Origin of the sequence: Gordonia malaquae NBRC 108250 (assembly GCF_000344135.1) — a bacterium.
GTDB lineage: Bacteria > Actinomycetota > Actinomycetes > Mycobacteriales > Mycobacteriaceae > Gordonia > Gordonia malaquae.
Window position 1 is genome coordinate 1 of the sequence record NZ_BAOP01000115.1, and the last position, 500, is coordinate 500.

Below are 500 nucleotides of genomic sequence, written 5' to 3' on the forward strand. Positions count from 1 at the left end.
GCCGTGCCCTCGCCGGAGTAGTCGAGATCGTGGTCGTCAGACACGTAAAGCTCACTTTCTTCACATCAAGCCTTGACAAAAGAACACACTGGCAGTGACACTAGCAGTATCGGGTACCCAGAGTATCGGGTATGAAGTCGAGACTCAGCTCGACCCGGAACACAACGGAGGTGTCGCATGACCGTTCAAAATGTGGAGATCAAGCCCGACGTCTCGACGGAAGGCGTTGCGCGCGTCAGCGCCCGCAAGCCCGTCGACATGCAGAGGTCTGCCGGTCGACTGCTGCGTGCGGCGGCCGAGAAATTTTATGACGCGGAGATCGACATCGATTGGGACTCGCCTTGGGAGGAAGGAAAGTACTTCCTGCCCGAGCATCGGGTCTCGCTCTACGGCACCAAGCTGTGGGAGAAGATGAGCGACGAGCAGAAGGTGGAACTCGGGCGCCACGAGATCGTCAGCATTCTCAGCTTCGGTATGTACGCAGAGAATCTGCTCAGTTC

General features: G+C 57.6%; 1 protein-coding gene. It reads left to right on the plus strand.

What is annotated here, in order from left to right; genetic code table 11:
- Nucleotides 1–177: 177 nt before the first annotated feature.
- Nucleotides 178–500, plus strand: a 323-nt coding sequence (locus tag GM1_RS21435) for a diiron oxygenase (RefSeq protein WP_008382690.1), incomplete at its 3' end; no start/stop codon positions are given.